The organism is Alteromonas sp. (genome assembly GCF_984505615.1).
Genome location: NZ_CFHOXV010000029.1, coordinates 36,924 through 54,477 on the forward strand (window position 1 = coordinate 36,924; position 17,554 = coordinate 54,477).

The window sequence follows — 17,554 nt, forward strand, 5'->3', positions numbered from 1 at the left end:
GATTTTCAGGATGCCGTGCTATATTTTGTAAAACCAAGAAAGTGCAGAATTTAATATGCTGGTAAAAACACCAAAACACCTTGACCGGATAGACAGAAATATCCTCACACAACTGCAAAAAGACGGGCGGATATCGAATGTTGAATTGGCTAAAGCAGTGGGGTTGAGTCCCAGTCCCTGTCTTGAAAGAGTCAAGCGCCTCGAGGCTCAGGGTTATGTTACCGGATATCATGCTACACTTGATCCCGAGAAACTGGGCGCTGCCATGCTGGTTTTCGTTGAAATTACATTAACGAAAACATCGGTGGATATCTTCGCAGAATTTTCTGCTGCAGTGCAGGATCAGGAAGATATTCAGGAATGTCACCTCGTGTCCGGAGATTTCGATTTTCTGCTGAAGGCAAGAGTGGCGGATATGTCCAGCTACCGGAAATTACTGGGAGATACCTTACTCCGTTTACCCGGTGTGAGTGAATCGAGAACCTATGTGGTGATGGAAGAAGTAAAAAGTACCACGGCAGTACGCATCAATATGAAATGACGGCTAAAACTGGCGTGGTTGCCAGTGCTGCAGAAGGGTGGAAACGGTTAAAACCACTGTATATTAAACTAGGTATCCGTTTTCCCTTTGTGGTAGTCTTTAATATTACAGTTTCTGTAGTTTCAGTTGCTGTTCAGCCAGTATTCATCACGGCTGTAGAAATATTAAAATAATAAAAGTGTGTTAAAACAAGTCACCGTTGTTTTCTGTGTGCATGGAAAGGCTTCTGCACTTACGGTGACGGATAAAGATGATTAAGGGTTTATGGCGCGTTTAACAGGTATCCAGCGATTACTTGAAGCAGGCATGATGGTCGCCTGTGTTTTCGCATTCTTTATTTTACTGGCACTGGCTTCTTTTCATCCCGGCGATCCCGGGTGGAGTCAGGCAGGCTTGCAACTTGATGTGCATAACTGGGTGGGGGCAACAGGCGCCTGGGTCGCAGACTTATTACTTTTCAGTTTTGGCTGGCTGGCCTATCTTTTACCGTTTTGCTTTGCCTTTATTGGCTGGTTCTTATTTCAGCACGTCAAAGATCTCGATGAATTTGATTATCTGACTATCGGCCTGAGAATCATCGGCGGATTACTGATTGCGCTGGGTGTTACCGGCATCGCAAGTATCAATTTTAACGATTTGTATAATTTTTCCGCAGGCGGTTTTGTCGGTGATGTAATCAGTTCTGCACTCATTCCTTATTTTAATACTGCCGGCACAATTCTGTTGTTGCTCTGTTTTTCCTGCACCGGTTTTACATTACTTACCGGTATCAGCTGGCTGGATATTATCGACAGTATGGGCAGTGCAACCATCTGGTTCGGCCGAAAAACCATTTCGGTCCCGCAACAGCTTATCGGTCTTGATATGCCAAAGCTGGCTTTATCTTCAGAAAAATCTGCAGGGCAGGGGAGTGGCGATACCGTAGAGGTAACGACACTGAGAGCTGCGCCACCACCTGAAGATGCACCGCCCCAGAATAATAAAACAACGTCTTCTCCCTGGTCAGGGAGTCAGCGGGACGAGCCTTCATTTGGTATTCCTGATGAAGTATTCGCCAATGACGATGATGAACCACCTTTTGAAGTTGATGAACCGGTAACCATTGAAGCGGACAAGAAGTCCGGGTTCTCTTTCAGTAGCTTTAAAGAAAAAGTGATGCCGTCTAAAGATAAAGATGCGGCACCGGCTGAAAAATCTGAACCGGTTTTCAGTACGGATGATGCATCAGATGATCCGGATGACGAACCACAAAGCATTGAAACTTCAGCGGTTACAGAACAGCCTGTGGCTGCGAAGCCGCCGTCACAACCCGCTGCAAAACCAAAAGCGCCGACATCTCTGGCTGAAGCGGTGGCTGCAAAAGAGGCTGAGAAGGCCGAAATTGCAGCATTAGGCCCAATGCCGTCCTTCGACTTGCTGGAACGACCCGACCGTAAAGAAAACCCTATCACTCAGGAAGAGATGGATATGGTGTCCCGCCTGGTGGAAGACAAACTGGCAGATTTTAACATTGAAGCCAGTGTGGTAGGCGTCTATCCCGGTCCTGTTATCACCCGCTTCGAGCTTGATCTGGCGCCGGGTGTGAAGGTAAGCAAAATTACCGGTCTTTCAAAAGATTTAGCCCGTGCTATGTCTGCAATGTCAGTGCGTGTTGTGGAAGTTATTCCCGGCAAGTCTGTGATAGGTCTTGAGCTGCCTAACAAAAAACGTGAAATGGTTCGTCTGAGCGAAGTGATCACCTGTGACGCCTTCCAGAGCAATAAGTCTGCTCTGACCATGGTGTTAGGAGCGGATATCAGCGGTAAACCGGTAGTGGTCGATCTTGCGAAAATGCCTCACTTATTGGTGGCGGGTACTACCGGTGCCGGTAAATCTGTCGGGGTGAATGTCATGATTTTGAGCTTGCTTTATAAGTCCAAGCCGGAAGATGTCCGCATGATCATGATCGACCCGAAAATGCTTGAACTTTCAGTATATGAAGGGATCCCTCATTTGCTGGCGGAAGTGGTCACCGATATGAAGGAAGCCGCTAACGCGCTGCGTTGGTGTGTAGGTGAAATGGAACGCCGCTATAAATTAATGTCTGCTCTCGGGGTCAGAAACCTGAAAGGCTATAATGCCAAGGTGTTACAGGCCATCGAAGACGGCGAGCCGATTAAAGACCCGTTGTGGCGCACTGAAGACAGCATGGAAGAAGAAGCGCCGGACTTACAAAAATTACCGGCCATCGTTGTCGTTGTTGACGAATTTGCCGACATGATGATGATTGTGGGTAAGAAAGTAGAAGAATTGATAGCACGGATTGCGCAAAAGGCCCGTGCCGCCGGTATCCATCTTATTCTGGCCACGCAGCGCCCGTCTGTAGATGTTATCACCGGTCTGATCAAAGCCAACATACCAACCCGTATCGCTTTCCAGGTATCCAGTAAAATCGATTCCAGAACAATATTGGATCAACAGGGCGCAGAAGCGCTGCTTGGTATGGGTGATATGCTGTATTTGCCGCCCGGCAGTCCGGTACCGACGCGCGTACACGGTGCCTTTGTGGATGACCATGAAGTGCATGCGGTAGTCAGTGACTGGCAGAAACGGGGCAAGCCTGATTACATTGATGAAATTCTTAACGGTGAAGCCACTGCAGAAGTCTTACTGCCGGGAGAAGCAGCAGAAAACGGTGACGAGGAATATGATGCCTTCTTCGATGAGGCCGTGGCATTTGTAACTGAAACGCGACGTGCCAGTGTATCTTCCGTGCAGCGTAAATTCAGAATTGGTTACAATCGTGCGGCCAGACTGGTAGAACAAATGGAAGCAAACGGTGTCGTATCTTCACCAGGTCATAACGGTAACAGGGAAGTGCTTGCGCCCCCTGTACCCAAGGAGTAGTACATTGAACCGTTTTATTTACGCCATCGTTTTATCCGGTATTTTCGCATTTTCCGCGCAGGCGGATGACGCCGCCGGTGCAAAGTTAAAATCTTTGTTGTCCGGTATTAATCAGTTCAAAGCGCAGTATGCGCAGGTTATTACTGATAGCGGTAATAATATTGTTCACGAAACCAAAGGCGAAGTGGTGTTGGCCCGTCCGGACAAGCTGCGCTGGGAAACTTACGCACCGGATGACAACGTGCTTATTGCTGATGGCGAAACGGTCTGGAATATCGACCCCTTTGCCATGCAGGTTACCGTGATGGATCAGAAAGGTCAGGTAAAAGATAATCCGTTCATGTTACTAACCTCTGATGATGATTCTGTCTGGTCGAAATTCGTTATCCGTGCTGCTGACGACAATGCATCTGAATATATTGTTACCCCTAAAAACGGTGAAGGTCAGATCCGTGAACTGACCCTGTTGTTTGATGGCAACAGCCTTACAGGTTTGTCTACACTGGATGCACAGGAACAAACCAGTACCATTCTGTTCTCTCAAAGCAGTACCCGCTTTCCTATGGCTGCCGATACTTTTCAGGCAGATATTTCTGGTCAATTTATGGTAGACGATCAGCGGTGAGTTTGTTTTCGCAGGACGACTACGCCCCGCTGGCTGCCCGTATGCGGCCGGCCGGCATCGATGATTATGCCGGTCAGACTCATTTACTGGGCGAAGGGAAACCCTTAAGAAAAATGCTGGAAGCCGGTCATTGCCATTCAATGATTTTGTGGGGACCTCCCGGTACAGGCAAAACCACACTGGCAGAAATGATTGCTGCGTATACGCAGGCAAAGGTAGTGCGTCTGTCTGCAGTCACCGCCGGTGTAAAAGACGTCCGGGCTGCGATGGAGCAGGCTGAAATAGATCAGCGTCATGGTCAGCGTACATTATTGTTTGTTGATGAGGTTCACCGGTTTAATAAAAGTCAGCAGGATGCATTTTTGCCCTTTGTGGAATCCGGTACGGTTACCTTTATCGGTGCCACCACAGAAAACCCCTCTTTTGAGCTTAATAACGCATTGCTGTCACGGGTCAGGGTTTATGTGTTGCAGTCGCTGGACGACAATGCGCTTAACGGAGTGCTGAACAGGGCGTTATCAGATAAAGATAAAGGGCTTGGCAAACGGGGTTTTGAGCTGAAAGATGATGCCAGAAAGGCGCTTCTTGGCTTGTGTGCCGGTGATGCCCGCAGGTTATTGACTTATCTCGAACTGGCCGGGGATTTCGCTGAGAGCGACGTCATCACACTCAGCGATGTTGAGCAGGCAACCGGCGAAAAAGTGGCTGCTTATGACAAACGTGGCGATACGTTTTACGATTTAATTTCCGCTTTTCACAAGTCAGTGCGTGGTTCAGATCCTGACGCGGCGCTTTATTGGTATGCAAGAATACTGAACGGCGGTGGTGATGCGCTGTACGTAGCCAGACGTCTGCTGGCCATCGCGTCTGAAGACATTGGCAATGCCGATCCCAGAGCCATGCAACTGAGTGTGAACGCCTGGGATTGTTATCATCGTGTCGGACCGGCAGAAGGGGAAAGGGCCATTGCGCAAGCGGCTGTATATTGTGCACTTGCGCCAAAAAGTAATGCCGTTTATATGGCCTTCAGTCAGGCAAAACAGATGGCAGCTAAAGCGCCGGATTATCCCGTTCCGGTGCATTTGAGGAACGCCCCGACGGCGCTACTTAAAGAGCTCGGGCACGGCGATGAATACCGTTATGCTCATAACGAGCCCCATGCTTTTGCAGCGGGCGAGGTGTATCTGCCGCCAGAGATTGCCGGTACCCGCTTTTATGAGCCCACAGAACGCGGACTGGAACAAAAACTCAAAGCAAAACGGGATTTTCTCGACACACTGAATCAACAGGCTATGGATAAAAAGGGATAGTCATGCCAACAGGAATTGTCTTGTACTGTTATATCGCAGCAGGCGGCGCAATAGGCGCGTGTCTGCGCTTTTTTGTCACATCTAATATCGATTCCTGGTTTGGAAAAGCGCTGCCCTTTGGTACACTGACGGTGAACGTATTAGGCTCGTTCAGCCTTGCACTGTTATACGGATTCATAGAGCGGCATGAACTGATGGATTCTCCCTATCGTGCTCTGATAGGTGTCGGCCTTTTAGGGGCTTTTACCACCTTTTCCACGTTCTCTATCGAAACACTGACATTACTGGAAAATGGCCTGATAATGAAAGCCATAGCCAATGTGTTATTAAATGTGTGCCTGTGCCTGCTGGCAGGATGGGCAGCAATAGCAATGATGAAAGGATAAAAAGAATTACATGTTAGATCCAAAGTTACTTCGGGCAGACATTGAGAACACTGCTAAACGCCTTGCCGACCGGGGCTTTACACTGGATGCAGACGCTTTTAATGCGCTGGAAGAAAAGCGCAAATCCCTGCAGACAAAAACGCAGGAATTACAGAATGAACGTAATGTCCGTAGTAAGTCCATTGGTAAAGCAAAAGCGCAGGGCCAGGACATTGCGCCATTACTGGCCGAGGTTGGCCAGCTCGGTGACGATCTTGATGCAGCAAAAAATGAACTTGATGCATTGCTGGCTGAAATCACTGCACTGACTCAGGGGATCCCGAATCTTCCCCACGAATCTGTGCCGGTGGGTGAAGACGAAAACCAGAATGTGGAGATCAGTAAGTGGGGCACACCTGCTGAATTTGATTTCGAAGTAAAAGATCACGTAGATGTTGCTGAAGCTTTAGATAAAGGGCTGGATTTCGCTGCTGCGACGAAGTTAACCGGTAGTCGTTTCGTTGTAATGCGCGGCCACATTGCCCGCATGCACCGTGCACTCGCTCAGTTCATGCTGGATGTGCATACTGCAGAACACGGTTACCAGGAAATGTACGTACCTTATCTGGTCAATCATGACAGCCTGTATGGTACCGGTCAGTTGCCTAAGTTTGGTGAAGATCTGTTCCATACTCAGCCTGCCACCGAAGAAGGTCAGGGGTTATCGCTGATCCCAACTGCTGAAGTTCCGCTGACCAACCTGGCACGTGACGAGATTTTTGATGCCAAATCACTGCCGGTGAAAATGACTGCCCATACACCTTGCTTCCGGAGTGAAGCGGGTTCTTACGGTCGTGATACCCGGGGCCTTATCCGTCAGCATCAGTTTGATAAAGTTGAGCTGGTTCAGCTGGTTAAACCTGAAGATTCCTTTGATGCGCTGGAAGCACTGACTGGTCATGCGGAAGTGATCTTACAGAAGCTGAACTTACCTTACCGCAAAATGTTGCTGTGTACCGGTGATATGGGCTTTGGTTCCTGTAAAACATACGATTTGGAAGTCTGGTTACCGGCGCAAAATACTTACCGGGAAATTTCTTCATGTTCTAACATGCTTGATTTCCAGGCGCGCCGGATGCAGGCCCGTTACCGTAACCCGGAAACGAATAAACCTGAATTATTACACACGCTGAATGGCTCAGGTCTGGCTGTAGGCCGCACATTAGTGGCTATTCTTGAGAACTATCAGCAAGCTGATGGCAGCGTAAAAGTGCCGGAAGCGCTGGTAAGTTACATGGGCGGTGTGACTGAAATTAAACCAGCTTAATCACACCGGTAAACACAAAAATGGCGTCTTCATAAGACGCCATTTTTGTATTACAGACATTTAGCGGGTTTTGGCAAGCCCGCCAGTTTTGTTGCCTGTTTGGCCGGCCCTTTTTTAAATAACCGCTGAAGATAACGGCTGTTGCCTTTTTCCGGACCGTATTCTGCCGCCATTGCTTTCACCAGTGCCCGTACCGCAGGACTGGTTTCATATTCAAGGTAAAAATTCCTGACAAAACGAACCACTTCCCAATGTTCTTCTGTCAGCGAAATGTTTTCCTGCTCCGCCAGTACAGGCACCATGCTCTCGTCCCACTGCGTGTAATCCAGCAGGTAACCGTTCTTATCAGTTTCTATCTCTTTGCCTTGCCATTCAAAGCTGGTTTTGCCGGCCATTATAGTACTATCCACTTGCCATATTGTTGTGTGAAACGAATAACGTCGCTGTGTGAGATAAGGTCACTCTCGTCACAGTTTACTCCGCGGCTTTCAGCATCGTCAGCGAGTACGTAAAGCGGAGAGTCACCACTCTGCAGTTCACTATATTGATAGACGCCGTTTCCCCGAAGAATAACGGGTATGTTCAACGTATCAGCATTCCGGAGATAGCGCTGCTGCACATCATTACTTTTTGAGGTCGTAATAAATAGTATCATCAGAACGTCACCACATGATCAACCCGTTCAATCAGCGCCGGCACCTCATCATCAGTTAACGCCTTAACAGTTTTTAATACATCCCGCCCGGTAATTCTTCTGGTAGCATAATCGGACTGCACGTAGTAACAGTCTTCAATGTCAAAGAATGGCAGCGCTTTAAGCCTTTTAAAGTGATTTTTCACCCCTTGCTGTTGCGGGGCCTGTTCTGTTAACTGGTAGATGCCGTCACCTTCAAACAAAATTGATACTTCGTGGCCGTAGTTCGTTGCTGCCATGGCAAAGTCCAGCCCGTCAGATGCCTGACTGACAGAGTAGGGGGCGGTTGTAAAACGAATAAGTAAATGTGCCATCAGAATTGTACCAGTTGCTCACACTGATGAAGTGAAGTGAAAAAATCACTGAGGCCGGTATGTTCGAAAGCCTTATCTTCGCCAGTGCCGGTTACACCCCTTTTGTCTCCCGCGGTCATGCAAACCCGTAGTGAAGTTTGTGCTTTTAATTTCAAATCACACCATGCCTGATAGACATTCACTTCGTCATTAGGCGGGTTCATTTGCGGTATCGCATTATAAATGCCGGCCTGATAGAAAAATATCTGTTCAATTTCCTGACCGTCAGCAAGTAACTGATGGCAGAAGGCCAGAGCGCGTGAGGCTCCGTCGTTGTCGTAGGGTGATGATGTGACAAGTACAGAATAACGGGACATAGAAATAAAAAAACACCCCTTACGGGGTGTTTTCCTCAGGCAGTAAGCCTTTTAATTAATCATCACCACCAAACGCACCCAGTAAGTGCAGGATAGAAGTGAACAGGTTATAGATGTTCAGGTACATTGAAACGGTTGCACGGATGTAGTTTGTCTCACCACCGTTAACAATGCGGCTGGTATCAAACAGGATGAAACCTGACATGATGAACACGATAGCAGCACTGATTGCCAGTGATACCGCAGGTACCATGAAGAAGATATTCGCAATACCGGCTACTACTGCAACCACCAGGCCTACCAGCAGGAAACCGCCCAGGAAAGAGAAATCTTTCTTAGTGGTAAGCGCATAACCTGACAATGCAAAGAATACCAGAGCTGTTGCACCTAATGCCTGCATAATAAGGCCGGGACCTGCCACACCTAAATAAAAGTTAAGGGTATAACCCAGTGATGCACCCATCAAACCGGTAAAAGCAAACACCCAGTAGATACCGGATGCAGATTCAGCCTTACGCTGAACCACGAATAAGGTAATAAACGCACCGATGGTCATGACTAACGACATCATAGGAGAGATGCCAACCGCCATAGCGATACCGGCACACACTGCACTAAATGCCAGTGTCATAGCCAGCAACATATAAGTATTGCGCAATACCTTATTTGTTTGCAGTACTGACTGTTGAGATGCACCTGCATACATCGAACGTTGATCCATTGTTTCCTCCAATAGGACTATAAACACCAGAAAAGCCTGGTAACATTATCTTAGGTCATTTGTATGGGTTTTGGTTCCATTTTTCAAGTGCTTTCAAACCCAAACTGTAAACAGACATGTCACTGTGCTGCATTAATCATCAACTGCCTGTTATTTATAAATACGTTGATTAAAAGCTAACCGGTTAAAGGCTTTTTTAAAATTAACGCTTTACAGGCAAAAAAATATCATTAAGATACGCATCACTTCTCGGAGAGATGGCAGAGTCCGGCTGAATGCACCTGACTTGAAATCAGGCGAAGGGTCAAACCTTCCGGGGGTTCGAATCCCTCTCTCTCCGCCACATTCAGAAAAAGCCCGCTTATCTAAGCGGGCTTTTTTGCTTTTAAATGGCGGTCATTGTTCCATGTGCAATCGCATAAAGATATCAACCTGTTCAGGAAATAATCGCTTTAGCAAGAGTGATGTCAAATTCTGAGCAGATTGTTTGCATATTGCGCACTTGATTGATTTTATTTGAAATAGTGCTTTTCAATCACGATAAAATCATTATGATACGCACCACTTAACGGAGAGATGGCAGAGTCCGGCTGAATGCACCTGACTTGAAATCAGGCGAAGGGTCAAACCTTCCGGGGGTTCGAATCCCTCTCTCTCCGCCACATTCCAAAAAGGCCCGCTTATTTTAAGCGGGCCTTTTTACTTTTCGCACCGTGTAAACGGTTGAAACTTTCCGGTCACACAATTCCATTACATTTAATTCATTGATCTCAGTGGTGCTCTTTCCGTATTCCCACGGTAAGGTCTGGAATTCTGCTACTGTTTTCTGTACAAAAGATCAGATGGCTCCCGCCAGTGTTGTCAGGTACCGGCCTCGATGCTAAACAAAGAAACCATAACAGAGATATACCTAATAAAAATTCACCATCCGGGGTTTTCATGAACGCTCTTCATACACCACATCTGAAACAGGGAACTGTTGAAGAAAAAAGAAAAGAAATCTTGGCTTATTTTCAACAGTCTTTTGACCGTTACGAAAGTCTTTTCTCGTTATTAAAATCAGACGACGCTTACTATCAGCGGCCGGAAAAATTACGTCACCCGCTTATTTTCTATTACGGTCATACTGCCACGTTTTTCATTAATAAACTTGTACAGGCGAAACTTATTAATGATCGTATAAATCCTGATTTTGAATCTTTGTTCGCCATCGGTGTCGATGAGATGAGTTGGGATGACCTCAATGACGCTCATTATGACTGGCCTGCCGTTGAAGAAGTCACTGCCTACCGCGCTCAGGTAAGACGCCTGGTCAGCGACTTGATTCTGACGATGGATTTTTCATTACCCATAGACTGGGAAAGCCCCATGTGGCCTGTACTGATGGGCATTGAGCATGAAGGCATTCATCTTGAAACGTCTTCTGTTCTCATCCGCCAGTTACCCCTGCGATTCGTACAACCCCAACCTGAATGGGCACCGTATCAGGAGTCCGGTAAAGCTCCTGAGAATACTTTGCTTCCGGTGCCCGGCGGAATAGTCTCAGCAGGAAAACCATTTAACGCAGACTACTATGGCTGGGACAACGAATACGGCGAGCACAGTGCAGAAGTAAAACCTTTTTCTGCGTCACAGTATCTGGTCAGCAACGGTGAATTTCTCGCGTTTGTGAAAGATGGTGGTTACGCTCAACCCCAATTGTGGGAAGAGGAGGGCAGGCAATGGCTGTCCTATACCGGCGCCAGCCATCCTGTATTCTGGCGGGAACAGGGAAATAGCTATGTTTACCGCACGCTGGCAACAGAAATTCCGTTGCCGGAAGACTGGCCTGTGGACGTCAATTACCATGAAGCAAAGGCCTTTTGTAACTGGCTGTCAAAGCGCACAGGCAAGCATATTCAGTTACCGGTAGAAGATGAGTGGTTGCGTTTATGTGAACACGCAGGGCTGAAAGAGTCATTGTGGCGCGAAGAGTGGAACACAGGGCTGCATCATGGTGCATCATCAGCACCGGTGAACCTGTTCTCAATGGGGGGCTTTTACGATGTGGCGGGTAATGTGTGGCAGTGGACAGAAACGCCCATCTATCCCTTCGACGGTTTCAAGGTGCATCCTCTGTATGATGATTTCACAACGCCGACTTTTGACAATAAGCACAATTTATTTAAAGGTGGTTCATGGATTTCGACGGGAAATGAAGCCATGGCACACAGTCGTTATGCCTTCCGTCGCCATTTTTTCCAGCACGCTGGTTTCCGTTATGTTGAATCTACCGAGGTAATTAAAGTGAACGATCTCGATTACGAGAGTGACACGCAGGTATCACAGTACAGTGAATTCCACTATGGCAGTACGTATTACGGTGTGCCAAATTTTGGTGCCGCATCTGTAGCTTTTTGCATGCAGTTTACCGGTGCAAAACCCAAAGCCAGGGCGTTAGATTTGGGCTGTGCAACAGGCCGCGCTTCATTTGAGCTGGCTAAGTACTTCGATCACGTTGACGGTATCGATTTTTCTGCACGCTTTATTAAGACCGCTTTTGCCATGCAGGAAAACGGTGAGATCTGTTACAACCTGATTGAAGAAGGCGAGTTGACTGAATTTAAAGTGGCAAAACTGGCAGACATGGGCCTCACCGAAAATAAAGACAGAGTGCATTTTGCCCAGGGCGATGCCTGTAACCTGAAGCCTCAGTTTACCGGTTATGATCTTATCCTTATGAGCAATCTTATTGACCGTGTTTACGAACCGGCCCGGTTACTCGAAAGCATTCGTGAACGGTTAAACCCGGGAGGATTGCTGATCATTGCATCGCCGTTTACCTGGTTAGAAGAATACACTGCAAGAGAAAACTGGCTCGGTGGCTATAAAGACGCGAATGGTGAAACACTCACGTCGACGATGGCACTGGAGCAAGCCTTAGGTGATGATTTCCGTCGTGTGGCTGCCCCGCAGGATATCCCCTTTGTGATAAGAGAAACGAAGAGAAAATACCAGCATTCATTATCTGAATTTAATGTCTTTGAACGGATAAGATAGTGCAGGAATTTCAGCAGCGGTTTAACAGTGGTTCGCTTAAATTTGATGATGTGACAAACCGTTATGGCGCATCTGATAGACCGGTATTTCCCATGTGGGTAGCGGATACGGATTTTCCGCCACCGGAGATGGTCAACCATGGTCTTTCCCGCTTCCTGTCGTCACATTTTGGTTATCAGCAACTTGCTGTTACTGCTGCTGTCAGTCAGTGGCACTGGCGGAGAGGGGAATACATAGATGAATCTTCCATTGTCGATTGCTGCAGTATTATCGCTGCAATGGGTATTGCACTGGAATCTCTGACGCGGCCCGGCGATAAGGTAGGTATATTCATACCCTCTTACGGGCCGTTTTTCGCCGTGACAGAAAAAACACAACGCAAAATTTGCCCGCTGTCGCTGGAGATTAGCGATGGCAATGTTCACATGGATTTATCGTCACTACCGGATGACTTATCTGCTGTATTGCTCTGTAATCCCCATAATCCAACCGGCCGGCTCTGGCAACGGGACGAACTGGAGGCGCTGGCTGAGTGGTGTACTCACAGAAACATTCCGCTGATTTGTGACGAGGTGCACCGCGGTTTTATTGCTGAAGGAAACGAATTTGTTTCTCTGGCCAGTATCGGGGAAGCATATCAAAACAATATCATTGTGCTGCAATCGCCATCTAAATCCTACAATCTCGCCCATGTTCCGGCGGCAGCCTACGCCATCATTGTTAATCAGCAATGGCGGGATGCAGTCCGCGCAGCGATCACCCGTTCCCACTTGTTTGCAGGCGCACTGGCAAGACAGGCATTAATTCTGGCATACGACGAGCTTAACGATTTATGGCTGCAGACTATGGGGGAAAAGATCAGTAAAAACCGCGCTCTTCTGACCGGACTACTGCACAACTCATCTTTACTCGCCTGCATACCTCAGTCGACCTTTTTTCTTTGGCTGGATCTTCGCGATTATCTGAATCATGTTGCTCCGGGCGTTGCCGCTGACTACCTGTTCAAATGTACCGGCATTGCTGCCAATGACGGGGCCGACTTTCGTTCTCCCGGTTTTGTCCGGCTTAATTTTGCCACCTCAAGCGAGGTGATAAAGCATGTTGGCGAATTGCTGCTCACTATTAGTTCTAATAAATAGAACATTTCGTTGTAGATAATGGAGTATTAATCCCGGTTAACAGGACTACACTAGGCCTGTCCAATTTTTCCGGAGTATTAGTATGCGTTACATTCGCAGAGCAGATGCCAGAGGCAAAGCTGATTTTGGCTGGCTGCAATCAAAACATACCTTTTCCTTTGGCCGCTACTATGATGCTGAGCACATGGGAATCTCGGTACTCAGAGTCATTAATGACGATAGCGTTGCGCCGGGACGCGGTTTCGATACACATGGTCACCGCGATATGGAAATTATTTCTTATGTAACCCGTGGTGCGCTGGCGCATAAAGACAGTACAGGGAACAGTGATACGATACCGGCCGGAGACATTCAGCGCATGTCTGCCGGCACAGGTATCCGGCATTCAGAATACAATGCGTCGCAAACTGACCCTGTTCATTTTTTACAAATTTGGGTGCTGCCAGCAAAAACAGGTATCGCGCCGGGTTATGAACAGAAAACTATTGCTCAGGTAGGGGCGCTCACAGCACTGGTGACGCCGGACGGTGCTGACGGTACAGTAAAGGTACATCAGGATATGTCGTTACACCGCTTAATATTAAAAGAAGGTGAGGGGATTACATTGTCTACAGGCAGCCGGCTTGGCTATCTTCATCTGATTAAAGGTGACCTGACACTGGAAGGTGATGAATTTTCAGCAGGTGACGGCATCGGCGTCTATCAGGATGACACGCTTAAACTTACCGCCGGGACTGACACAGAAGCATTGTGGTTTGATTTACCACAGCTTTGATCGCCTTTCTGACGGCAGCATGTTCACAGCCGCAGATATCATGTTATTATGCCCGTGGTGGTAAACAGACCGCTAATCAAATCAATAATAACGATGATTCAGTGAGCAAAAAAACGTGATTAAGATTATCCTGGCAGATGACCATGAACTGGTCAGAACAGGGATTCGACGTATTCTGGACGATGTATCCGACTTCAAAGTCGTAGCCGAGTCGAAAAACGGGGAAGACGCTGTTAAACATTGCAGAACTGATGCGCCCGACATTGTCCTGATGGACGTCAATATGCCCGGCATGGGCGGACTGGAAGCCACTAAAAAAATTGTACGAATGTCTGAGAATACGCGGGTGATTTGTTTGTCTATGCATACAGAACACCCCATTCCCACGCAGGTTATGCAACTTGGTGCATTCGGATTTTTAACCAAAGACGCTGATCCGGAAGAGATGATCCGGGCTATCTACAAGGTACATTCCGGTCAGAAGTATCTGCCTGCGGACATCGCTGAAAGTATTGCTATGCGGCGTATTACTCCGGAAAGCGACAATCCTTTCGATTCGCTTTCTACCCGTGAGCTGAATATTGCTATGCGTCTGACCAAAGGTCAGAAGGTACCTGAAATCGCCAGCGAACTTTGTATTAACCCGAAAACTGTTAACAGTTACCGCTACCGGATGTTTGAAAAGCTGGGGGTATCCACTGATGTGGAACTGACTCACCTGGCGCTACGACACAAACTCATCGATTCTAATTTGCTTTAACTTCAATGCCGGCATTTGATCACAACGCGTTTCTTAAAAACCTGACCAGTCAGCCCGGTGTCTACCGGATGTACAACGAGCAGGGCGATGTGATTTATGTCGGTAAAGCAAAGAATCTTAAAAACCGCGTATCCAGTTATTTCCGCAAAAACGTAGATAACGCTAAAACCCGTTCTCTGGTGGCAAACATTGCCTCAATGGACGTCACTGTGGTGAACAGTGAAACCGAAGCGTTTCTCTTGGAAAATAACTTCATTAAGAAGTACAAACCCCGCTATAACGTGGTCATGCGGGATGATAAGTCTTATCCGTTTATTTTCCTCTCTGCCCACGAGCATCCCAGGTTGTCTTTTCACCGGGGCCCGCAAAAAAAGAAAGGTGAATATTTCGGCCCTTATCCCAGTGCATGGGCTGTTCGCGAAAGCCTGCGTACCATGCAAAAGATTTTCCCGGTAAGACAGTGCGAAGATAGTTATTACCGTTCCCGCAGCCGTCCCTGCCTGCAATATCAAATGCAGCGTTGCAGCGCCCCTTGTGTGGAAGGCTATGTCAGTGATGAGGAATATCAGGAGCAGGTCCAGCTTGCGCGCTTATTTCTGAACGGGAAAAACCAGCAGGTCATCGGTACGTTGGTTGATAAAATGGAAAAGGCCAGTGAGCAACTGAATTTCGAAGCTGCTGCACGTTACCGTGACCAGATAAATGTACTGCGTAAAGTGCAGGAACAGCAATGGGTGTCCGGTACACAGGATGAAATGGATGTTTTCGGCTTCGCGGTGCGGGGGAATATGGCGTGCATTCAGGTTATGTTTATCCGCGACAGTCAGTTGCTGGGCTCGAAAGCCTATTTCCCTAAAGTGCCTGCCTCTGCCAGTGAAGATGAAATCTTTGAGTCCTTCTTTCTGCAGTTTTATCTTTCAGGTAATAAAATTATTCCGAAACAAATTGTGTTGCCCCGCGCATTAACCGAAGAAGACAGTATTCTTGATGTGTTATGCGAAGAAGCAAAACGCAAAGTTAAGATATTTAAAGGTGTACGGGAAGAAAAGCGCCGGTATCTGAAGCTGGCTCAAACCAATGCAGAAAACGCACTGGATGCCCAGTACAGTCAGCAGAAGTCTGTGCATGCCAGATACCTGGACCTGGAAGATATTCTTGAACTTGATACGCCGGTACAGCGTATGGAGTGTTTCGACATCAGTCATACATCCGGTCAGCAAACCGTGGCGTCCTGTGTGGTGTTTAACCGTGAAGGGCCCCATAAAAGCGACTATCGCCGGTACAATATTGAAGGTATAACGCCGGGTGACGATTACGCTGCGATGGCTCAGGCGCTCAGACGCCGCTATAAGAACGTTAAAGAGGTCAGTAAAATTCCTGACATCCTTTTTATTGATGGCGGTAAAGGGCAACTGGCACAGGCTGAGTCATTTTTTGAAGACTGGCCGGAAGATAAAAAGCCCATGCTTATTGGTGTGGCGAAGGGCACAACCCGGAAACCCGGACTGGAGACGCTTATCCTGGCCGGTTCTCATGAAACCATTCCTATGGAAAGTCACTCACCTGCGCTGCATCTTATACAGCATATCAGGGATGAGTCTCACCGGTTTGCCATTACCGGGCATAGAAACCGCCGGCAAAAAGTTAAAACGACCTCCAGTCTTGAATCGATTCCCGGTATCGGAGCGAGGCGCAGACAAAGCCTGCTTAAATACATGGGCGGTTTGCAGGGTTTGAAAAAAGCCAGCAAAGACGAGATTGCAAACGTCCCCGGGATCAGTGCTGAGCTGGCGGAAACCATTTACGATCATCTGCATCTTTAAGCAGGTGAATAATCAGGGACGTGTTACCATGCTTACCTGTGTGATGTCATTGATGAAAATTGAGAAGTAATAATATGTGGACGGTACCAAATATCATCACGCTTTTTCGTGTTGTGCTTATTCCTGTATTCGTGGTGGTGTATTTTCTTGACTGGCGCTGGGCAAAAGAAGCCGGTGCATTTGTATTCTGGCTCGCAGCCATAACTGACTGGTTTGACGGTTATCTGGCAAGAAAGCTGAAACAGTCAACACCGTTCGGTGCTTTCCTTGACCCTGTGGCAGATAAGCTCATAGTTGCAACGGCACTGATCATGATTACCCATACCTATGGTTCATTGTGGATCACGCTGCCGGCTATCGCTTTGATGGTGCGCGAAATTTATATTTCTGCATTACGTGAATGGATGGCCCAACGGGGGTACAGCGATACGGTAAAAGTCAGCTTTATCGGTAAAGCGAAAACCATGGCGCAGATGCTGGCATTAATCGGATTGTTATCAGGCCTGGAAACGTTTATGGGCTTCCCCATTTACTGGGTAACACTGGGGCATATTTTGCTTTATATAGCGGCAGTTTTGTCTGTCTGGTCCATGCTTGTGTACACCGGCGCGGCCTGGAAGCATCTCTCCGGACGTCATAAGCCATAAGGGTTGGCTGGTTGTTGTGCAATACGAATAAAAAAAAAGCAAACAGACAGCAAATTAAGTATTTAGGTGTATTTTGATGGTTTTTGCTGTTGACAGTTTTGTCCGTGCAGGTAGAATGCACCCCACGTTTCAGAGAGCAGCAGCGAACTGAAACAGCAGCAGAAATGCTCATGCGGTAATAGCTCAGTTGGTAGAGCATGTACCTCGTCACGAAGTGATTGCCAAGCTTGGC

General features: G+C 47.6%; 18 protein-coding genes and 2 tRNA genes. 15 read left to right on the forward strand and 5 right to left on the reverse strand.

Annotation, left to right across the window (positions count from 1 at the left end; all coding sequences use genetic code 11):
• The first annotated feature begins 55 nt into the window (after positions 1 to 55).
• The 7 genes from lrp (at position 56) to serS (ending at position 7,054) form a co-directional block, all read left to right on the forward strand.
• Positions 56 to 541, forward strand: coding sequence for a leucine-responsive transcriptional regulator Lrp (lrp, locus tag AC4PME_RS14725; protein ID WP_119501423.1), 486 nt, complete (start codon positions 56 to 58; stop codon positions 539 to 541).
• Entirely contained in the window at positions 538 to 714 is a 177-nt protein-coding gene (locus tag AC4PME_RS14730; RefSeq protein WP_490708851.1) for a hypothetical protein, read from the forward strand. The genes lrp and AC4PME_RS14730 overlap by 4 nt, the downstream gene beginning before the upstream one ends.
• Positions 715 to 805: 91 nt before the next feature.
• The gene (locus AC4PME_RS14735; RefSeq protein WP_491045453.1) at positions 806 to 3,427 is read left to right on the forward strand and encodes a DNA translocase FtsK; all 2,622 of its coding nucleotides are present in this window, start codon (positions 806 to 808) and stop codon (positions 3,425 to 3,427) included.
• A 4-nt stretch (positions 3,428 to 3,431) separates the two neighbouring features.
• A complete protein-coding gene (gene lolA, locus AC4PME_RS14740) occupies positions 3,432 to 4,052 on the forward strand; it encodes an outer membrane lipoprotein periplasmic chaperone LolA (protein WP_490708853.1) in 621 nt (206 codons plus the stop codon).
• Positions 4,053 to 4,093: 41 nt separating this feature from the next.
• Positions 4,094 to 5,362 carry a replication-associated recombination protein A gene (locus AC4PME_RS14745; RefSeq protein WP_490708941.1) on the forward strand — a complete coding sequence of 423 codons (1,269 nt, stop codon included), beginning with the start codon at positions 4,094 to 4,096 and terminating at the stop codon, positions 5,360 to 5,362.
• Between the two features lie 2 nt (positions 5,363 to 5,364).
• Positions 5,365 to 5,748, forward strand: a complete 384-nt coding sequence (crcB, locus tag AC4PME_RS14750) for a fluoride efflux transporter CrcB (protein WP_119501420.1) — start codon at positions 5,365 to 5,367, stop codon at positions 5,746 to 5,748.
• A 10-nt stretch (positions 5,749 to 5,758) separates the two neighbouring features.
• Positions 5,759 to 7,054: a serine--tRNA ligase gene (gene serS / locus AC4PME_RS14755; RefSeq protein ID WP_474863785.1), complete on the forward strand. Its 1,296-nt coding sequence runs from the start codon at positions 5,759 to 5,761 to the stop codon at positions 7,052 to 7,054.
• A gap of 50 nt (positions 7,055 to 7,104) precedes the next feature.
• On the opposite strand, the gene AC4PME_RS14760 is transcribed toward serS, so the two are convergent.
• Genes AC4PME_RS14760 through AC4PME_RS14780 form a run of 5 tightly spaced genes read right to left on the reverse strand, consistent with a single transcriptional unit; the run spans position 7,105 to position 9,139 of the window.
• The gene (locus AC4PME_RS14760) at positions 7,105 to 7,449 is read right to left on the reverse strand and encodes a TusE/DsrC/DsvC family sulfur relay protein (protein ID WP_490708942.1); all 345 of its coding nucleotides are present in this window, start codon (positions 7,447 to 7,449) and stop codon (positions 7,105 to 7,107) included.
• Positions 7,449 to 7,709 (reverse strand): hypothetical protein, encoded by a 261-nt coding sequence (locus AC4PME_RS14765; RefSeq protein WP_491045454.1) that lies wholly within the window; start codon positions 7,707 to 7,709, stop codon positions 7,449 to 7,451. Before AC4PME_RS14765 ends, AC4PME_RS14760 begins: the two co-directional genes overlap by 1 nt.
• Entirely contained in the window at positions 7,709 to 8,062 is a 354-nt protein-coding gene (locus tag AC4PME_RS14770) for a DsrE family protein (protein ID WP_119501416.1), read from the reverse strand. The genes AC4PME_RS14765 and AC4PME_RS14770 overlap by 1 nt, the downstream gene beginning before the upstream one ends.
• Positions 8,062 to 8,418, reverse strand: coding sequence for a sulfurtransferase complex subunit TusD (gene tusD / locus AC4PME_RS14775; RefSeq protein WP_490708855.1), 357 nt, complete (start codon positions 8,416 to 8,418; stop codon positions 8,062 to 8,064). The genes AC4PME_RS14770 and tusD overlap by 1 nt, the downstream gene beginning before the upstream one ends.
• Positions 8,419 to 8,473: 55 nt before the next feature.
• The gene (locus AC4PME_RS14780) at positions 8,474 to 9,139 is read right to left on the reverse strand and encodes a Bax inhibitor-1/YccA family protein (protein ID WP_303574701.1); all 666 of its coding nucleotides are present in this window, start codon (positions 9,137 to 9,139) and stop codon (positions 8,474 to 8,476) included.
• Between the two features lie 251 nt (positions 9,140 to 9,390).
• Between AC4PME_RS14780 and AC4PME_RS14785 the strand changes: the two genes are divergently transcribed.
• The 8 genes from AC4PME_RS14785 to pgsA all read left to right on the forward strand — a co-directional run bounded on the left by AC4PME_RS14785 (position 9,391) and on the right by pgsA (position 17,322).
• Positions 9,391 to 9,482 (forward strand) — tRNA-Ser (locus AC4PME_RS14785).
• A gap of 227 nt (positions 9,483 to 9,709) precedes the next feature.
• A tRNA-Ser gene (locus AC4PME_RS14790) sits at positions 9,710 to 9,801 on the forward strand.
• Positions 9,802 to 10,078: 277 nt separating this feature from the next.
• Complete coding sequence (gene ovoA, locus AC4PME_RS14795; RefSeq protein ID WP_490708856.1) at positions 10,079 to 12,178, forward strand: 5-histidylcysteine sulfoxide synthase; 2,100 nt, start codon at positions 10,079 to 10,081, stop codon at positions 12,176 to 12,178.
• Positions 12,178 to 13,317 (forward strand): aminotransferase class I/II-fold pyridoxal phosphate-dependent enzyme, encoded by a 1,140-nt coding sequence (locus AC4PME_RS14800; RefSeq protein WP_490708857.1) that lies wholly within the window; start codon positions 12,178 to 12,180, stop codon positions 13,315 to 13,317. Before ovoA ends, AC4PME_RS14800 begins: the two co-directional genes overlap by 1 nt.
• Positions 13,318 to 13,399: 82 nt before the next feature.
• On the forward strand, positions 13,400 to 14,092 hold the full coding sequence (locus tag AC4PME_RS14805; RefSeq protein WP_490708858.1) for a pirin family protein: 693 nt from the start codon (positions 13,400 to 13,402) through the stop codon (positions 14,090 to 14,092).
• A gap of 115 nt (positions 14,093 to 14,207) precedes the next feature.
• On the forward strand, positions 14,208 to 14,852 hold the full coding sequence (uvrY, locus tag AC4PME_RS14810; protein WP_119501410.1) for a UvrY/SirA/GacA family response regulator transcription factor: 645 nt from the start codon (positions 14,208 to 14,210) through the stop codon (positions 14,850 to 14,852).
• A 5-nt stretch (positions 14,853 to 14,857) separates the two neighbouring features.
• Positions 14,858 to 16,675, forward strand: a complete 1,818-nt coding sequence (gene uvrC, locus AC4PME_RS14815; protein ID WP_490708859.1) for an excinuclease ABC subunit UvrC — start codon at positions 14,858 to 14,860, stop codon at positions 16,673 to 16,675.
• A gap of 74 nt (positions 16,676 to 16,749) precedes the next feature.
• Positions 16,750 to 17,322 carry a CDP-diacylglycerol--glycerol-3-phosphate 3-phosphatidyltransferase gene (pgsA, locus tag AC4PME_RS14820; RefSeq protein WP_119501408.1) on the forward strand — a complete coding sequence of 191 codons (573 nt, stop codon included), beginning with the start codon at positions 16,750 to 16,752 and terminating at the stop codon, positions 17,320 to 17,322.
• The last annotated feature ends 232 nt before the right edge of the window (positions 17,323 to 17,554 follow it).